Origin of the sequence: Sphaerobacter sp., from assembly GCF_019683595.1 — a bacterium.
In the GTDB taxonomy this organism is placed as follows: Bacteria; Chloroflexota; Chloroflexia; order Thermomicrobiales; family Thermomicrobiaceae; genus Sphaerobacter.
In genome coordinates, this window is the sequence record NZ_JADGHZ010000221.1 from 1 (window position 1) to 5,060 (window position 5,060).

The 5,060-nt window shown below is 69.8% G+C and carries 3 protein-coding genes; 1 reads left to right on the forward strand and 2 read right to left on the reverse strand.

The window, feature by feature from the left end:
* Positions 1-158: 158 nt before the first annotated feature.
* Together IRZ30_RS15495 and IRZ30_RS15500 are read right to left on the reverse strand one after the other, a co-directional pair.
* Entirely contained in the window at positions 159-2,009 is a 1,851-nt protein-coding gene (locus tag IRZ30_RS15495; RefSeq protein ID WP_294086430.1) for a S8 family serine peptidase, read from the reverse strand.
* Positions 2,010-2,437: 428 nt separating this feature from the next.
* Entirely contained in the window at positions 2,438-4,636 is a 2,199-nt protein-coding gene (locus IRZ30_RS15500) for a copper-translocating P-type ATPase (protein WP_294086431.1), read from the reverse strand.
* Between the two features lie 9 nt (positions 4,637-4,645).
* Between IRZ30_RS15500 and IRZ30_RS15505 the strand changes: the two genes are divergently transcribed.
* Positions 4,646-4,834 (forward strand): hypothetical protein, encoded by a 189-nt coding sequence (locus IRZ30_RS15505; protein WP_294086432.1) that lies wholly within the window; start codon positions 4,646-4,648, stop codon positions 4,832-4,834.
* Positions 4,835-5,060 lie beyond the last annotated feature (226 nt).

Here is a 5,060-nt window from a genome sequence, read left to right on the forward strand (position 1 = left end):
CCCCGGGGGGGCCGTCCGCGTGGGGGGGGGGGCCGCCGTCCTCGTCGCCGCACCGCGGCGCTCCCAGACTGGTCGGGTGTGAGGCCGACGAGTGCCGGGAGCTGCACAGCTCCCGGCACTCGTCCCTACTGAGGCGTATCAGTGCGCCAGTGCCGCGATCATGGCCGGCTCTGGCTCACGGTGCTCTCATCCATCGCTGCCTCAACGGCGGCCGCGGCGTCCACCAGCCCGGCACCGTAGGCGTCTTCATCGGGGATCGGGTCTCCGCCCAGATGGCAGTACCCGGTCGGGCACGCCGGGCCGCCGATGTCTCCGGGCGAGGTGTCGCTCGGGTCGAGCGGCGGGGTCTCGTTCCCCGTGATCTGTTGAGCGGAATCCTTGACGATCTCCACCAGGCGGTCCGGATCGCCGCGCAGGTCCGGGTTCGCGCTGGCAGCCAGGGCGAAGACGGCCGCGACGTGCGGGGTGGCCATCGACGTCCCCTGGATCGTCGTGTAGCACTGCCCCTCCGGGAACCCGCCGCCGATGAACAGGAAGCAGGGGATCTGCCCGGTGTAGATCGCCCAGTTCGACGTCGTGGAGAAGGTCTGCCACGCGGTGAAGTCGTCGGCGACGGTGTAGGGGAATCCAGGCGTGCCGCCGCGATCCCAGAGCGGCAGGTTGAACATCCGGGAGCCGCCGGGGGCGACGAGGTCGATCCGCGGTCCGTAGTTGCTGTAGTAGGCGAGCTGATTCTCCTTACCGGCCCCGTACGGCTGGTGCGCGTCGTCCTCCGGCTTGCAGGTCGCGACCGAGCCATCGGTCGTCCCCTCGGCACACTCGTCAGACGGCTCGTTCACGAGGTTGCCGGTCGAGCCGACGTCGACGACGCCCGGAACCCCGCCCGGAAGCTCGTACATCCCCTTGAGGTCGAGGAACCCATCCGGAGCGGTGCCTGGGGTGGTCAGCATGCCGCTGCTGAGCACTTGGCCACCCTCTCCGATCTCCACATGCTCGTTCCCTGCGGCGGCGACGATGATCGTCCCCTGGGATCGGGCCATCTCGATCGCGGAGGCGTACTGGCCGTAGACCATGTCCTGCTCGGGGTCGCTGCGGTCAAGGTAGCCGCCGAAGGAGAGGTTGACCACGTCGATCCCGTTCTGGGCGGCGTAGAGGAAGGCGGAGAGGATCGTCGAATCATAGGCATAGCCGCACCATTGCGAGATCTTGAGCGAGACCAGCTTGACGTTGGGCGCGATGCCGTTGACGCCCTGCTTGTTGATCACCGCGGCGATGTTGCCGCCGATCCACGACCCGTGCCCGTTCCAGTCACCGTCGGCCGGCCCGCCGAACTGGGTGGCGAGATCCTGATCCGAGACCCCGAAGAGCGTGCCACAGATGGGCGGAGTCTCGCCCTGGGTGAAGTCGACCACCGAGTCGATGTTGTCTTTCAGATCGACGTGGGTGGTGTCGAGGCCGGTGTCTGCCACGCCGACCAGTACCTCGGGCTGCCCGGACGTGGTGTCCCAGGCCTCCGGGGCCTCGATCCGGTCGATGTTCCACATCAGGCCGGACAGGTCGAACGCCGGGTCGGCCGTGACCCGGCCGCCCTCGACGTCGTCGGTCAGGTCGACCGTGATCGGCTCAGCCGCCTGCGGGGGGCTAAACCTGTCCTGGGCCATCTCCGGCGGGACGATGCGCTGGATGCGGTCGGTGGCGACGCCGGCCACGCGAGGGTCGGCCTTCAACCGCTGCTTGACCTGATCGGTCCCCTGAACCACCAGGAGGTTGAGCGGCGCGAGGTTCTGGACAACCGTGCCGCCCATGTTGGCGATCCGGGTCTGCATCTCGGAGACCTGGGTCTGCATCAAGCGCGCATCCCCCGTGCTCTTGAGCGCGACGAGGTACCGGCCGGGCATGCCGGTGCCGGTGCTTCCCGCTGGGGGAGCGGCGGCGGTAAACCCCAGACTGGTCATGGCGGAGAGCATCAGTGCGAGAATTACCAGGAGGCGAACGAGCCTCGTTCTCATCGTACTCCCTCGATTCTGGTCCACACGATTGCCGGGATACGGTGAGTTCGGTCTCCAGGTCAGGTGGGTGGACACTCACCGGACCGAAGCGGCGGTTCACCTCCTTTACCGATTGAGGTGGGCGGGGAGGCGGACCCGCGAAAGGTAGGAAACATAAGAATAGTAGGCCATCGCTAACGATTCTTGGATGACAGACGGGTGACAGACCGCTGACGAAGCTGTCAGGCGCCGCCGAGCGGCGCCGTCACGACGGCAGCAGCACAGCCCGGGGATGATCTCCTGATCCACGAAGCGCCGCGCCTCATTGGCACGCGCCGAAATCGCCAGGAAGTGGGCCACTTGTGCGCACATCCTGTGCCTGCTGTTGCGTGTGGCGACGCGAACGGCACCACCCCAGCGGGGTGGTGCCGGCAAACAGCGGGTAGGAACTAGCCTGCTCGCGAGAGGGCTGGCTCCTGTCGCCCGCGGGTGGGCGGCGGGCCGCCGTGCTCGTGCGTGGCGGCCTCTGGGCGCAGGTCCAGCCGGCGCAGGGTCTGGGCGTTCAGTGCCACGATGATCGTCGAGGCGCTCATCAGCAGCGCGCCGACGGCCGGCGGCAGGACGATCCCCCACGGTGCCAGCACCCCGGCGGCCAGCGGGATCGCGATGATGTTGTACCCGGCGGCCCAAGCCAGGTTCTCGACCATCTTGCGGTAGCTGGCCCGGGAGAGCTCCATGACGCTCACCACGCCGCGGGGGTCGTTCGAGGCCAGGATCACGCCGGCCGACTCGATGGCGACGTCGGTCCCGGCGCCGATCGCGATGCCGACATCGGCGCGAGCCAGCGCCGGGGCGTCGTTCACGCCGTCACCCACCATCGCCACCCGCTCGCCGCGCTGCTGAAGCGTCGCGACCGCGTTGGCCTTGTCCTCCGGCAGCACCTCGGCGAAGACCTCATCGACGCCGAGCTCGGCCCCGACCGCCTCGGCTACCGGCCGCGCGTCGCCGGTGATCATGACCACCCGGACGCCGCGGGCGTGCAGCGCCTCGACCGCCTCGCGCGACTCCGGCCGGATCTCGTCCTCCAGTGCCAGCGCGCCGACGACCCGGCCGTCGCGGACGACGTGCAGCACCGCCGCGCCGCGCTCCTGCCAGGGGCGCACGCGCTCGGCCAGGTCATCCGGCACCTCCAGGCCCCGCTCGCGGAGCAGGTTCGGTCCACCGACGGCGACCTCGGTGCCGTCGACCTGGGCCTCGACCCCGCGCCCGGCGATGGCGCGGAAGTCCGTCGCACGCGGGACGCTGACCCGCCGGGCCTCGGCGGCGGTGACGATGGCGCGGGCCAGCGGGTGCTCGCTGTCGGCCTCGACCGCGGCTGCTGCAGCCAGGAGGGCGTCGGCATCGCCGTCGAGCGCGACGATACCGGTGACGGCGTGCTCGCCGCGGGTGAGCGTCCCGGTCTTGTCGAACAGCACCGTGGTGATCTCGCGCATGCGCTCCAGCGCCAGCCGGTCCCGGACCAGGATGCCCTGGCGTGCCGACAGGGAGGTCGAGAGCGCGATCACCAGCGGGATCGCCAGGCCGAGCGCGTGGGGGCATGAGATCACGAGCACGGTCACCGTGCGGACCACCCCGGAGTCGATGTCCCCTAGCGCGGCCCAGATGATGAACGTTGCGATGCCGGCCACGACCGCGATGTAGAAGAGCAGCGCCGCTGCACGGTCGGCCAGCGCCTGCGCCCGCGAGCGCGACTGCTGCGCCTCCGCCACCAGCCGCTCGATCCCGGCCAGCGCGGTATCGTCCCCGACCGCGTCGACGCGCACCCGCAGTGCCGAGCCCTGGACGACGCTCCCGGCGACGACCGCATCGCCGGTCTCCTTGGGCACCGGGCGCGATTCGCCGGTCATCATCGACTCGTCCAGCTCGGCCCGGCCATCGACGATCGTGCCGTCGGCCGGGACTCGTGCCCCGGGGCGTACCAGGACGATGTCGCCGGGGCGGAGCGCTTCCAGCGGCACCCGCTCGACCGTGCCGGCGACGACGCGCTCGGCCTCATCCGGCAGGAGCGCGGCCAGCGCCTGGAGCGCGCTTTGTGCCTGGCCGAGCGCTCGCATTTCGAGCCAGTGTCCGAGGAGCATGACGTCGATCAGCAGCGCCAGCTCCCACCAGAACTCGAGGTTGAACCAGCCAAGCGTGCTGGCGGCGCTGGCGACGAAGGCGACGGCGATCGCCATCGAGATCAGGAGCATCATCCCCGGCTGGCGCGCCCGGATCTCATCCCAGCCTCCCTGGATGAAGACCGCGCCGCCGTAGAGGAAGACGACGGTGCCCAACACCGGCGGGATCAGGTCGCTGCCGGGGAAGGTCGGCATGCTGAAGCCGAGCCAGTCCTGGAGCATCTCGCTATAAAGCAGGATCGGGATGGTCAGGATCAGGTTGATCCAGAAGCGCCGCCGGAAGACCTCGGCGTGTCCCGCGTGCCCGGCGTGTCCGCCATGACCGGCATGACTTGCATGGTCCAGGTGTTCACCGTGGCCGCCGTGCTCGGCGTGTGCCTCGTGCGCCTCGTGACCTGCGTGTCCGGCATGCGCCTCGTGGGCCGCGTGCTCCAGCTCTCCGGTGCGGCCGTCGACCGAGTCCATGCGCATGGCGTGATCATGGTCCGCGTGATCCGTATGCGCCTGATGCTCGGCATGGCCGGCGTGCGCTCCATGCTCCGCATGTTCCGCCTGTTCGGGCTGCGGATGATCCACGCGGTCACCGTGGTCGTGCCGGTGCTGCTCCGGATGCTGTGGCGTCGAACTCATCGTGGGGGAACCCTTCTGCGAGGAGGACCGTGTGCGTGAAGGCACAGGTTGCCGGGCGCCTGCCGCCAGTTGGGGTGCGGCCCGTGATGTCATGATACCCCCAGGGGGTATATCGGTCAAGGGACGGTGGTGGCGTCGCCGGGTGTTTGGCGTCCCGCCATCCCCGGCCGAGGCCAGGCGGTGTCCATCAGGGGAGATGCGGGAGGAACGAATCAGCGTGATGCAGCATACGTGCCACGCAGTCGGGGGGGGCGCGCCCCCCCCC

Coding starts and splice junctions, on each gene's coding strand:
- IRZ30_RS15495 (WP_294086430.1), bottom strand. CDS start 2,009: ATGAGAACGAGGCTCGTTCGCCTCCTGGTAATTCTCGCACTGATGCTC.
- IRZ30_RS15500 (WP_294086431.1), bottom strand. CDS start 4,636: ATGCGCATGGACTCGGTCGACGGCCGCACCGGAGAGCTGGAGCACGCG.
- IRZ30_RS15505 (WP_294086432.1), top strand. CDS start 4,646: ATGGTCCGCGTGATCCGTATGCGCCTGATGCTCGGCATGGCCGGCGTG.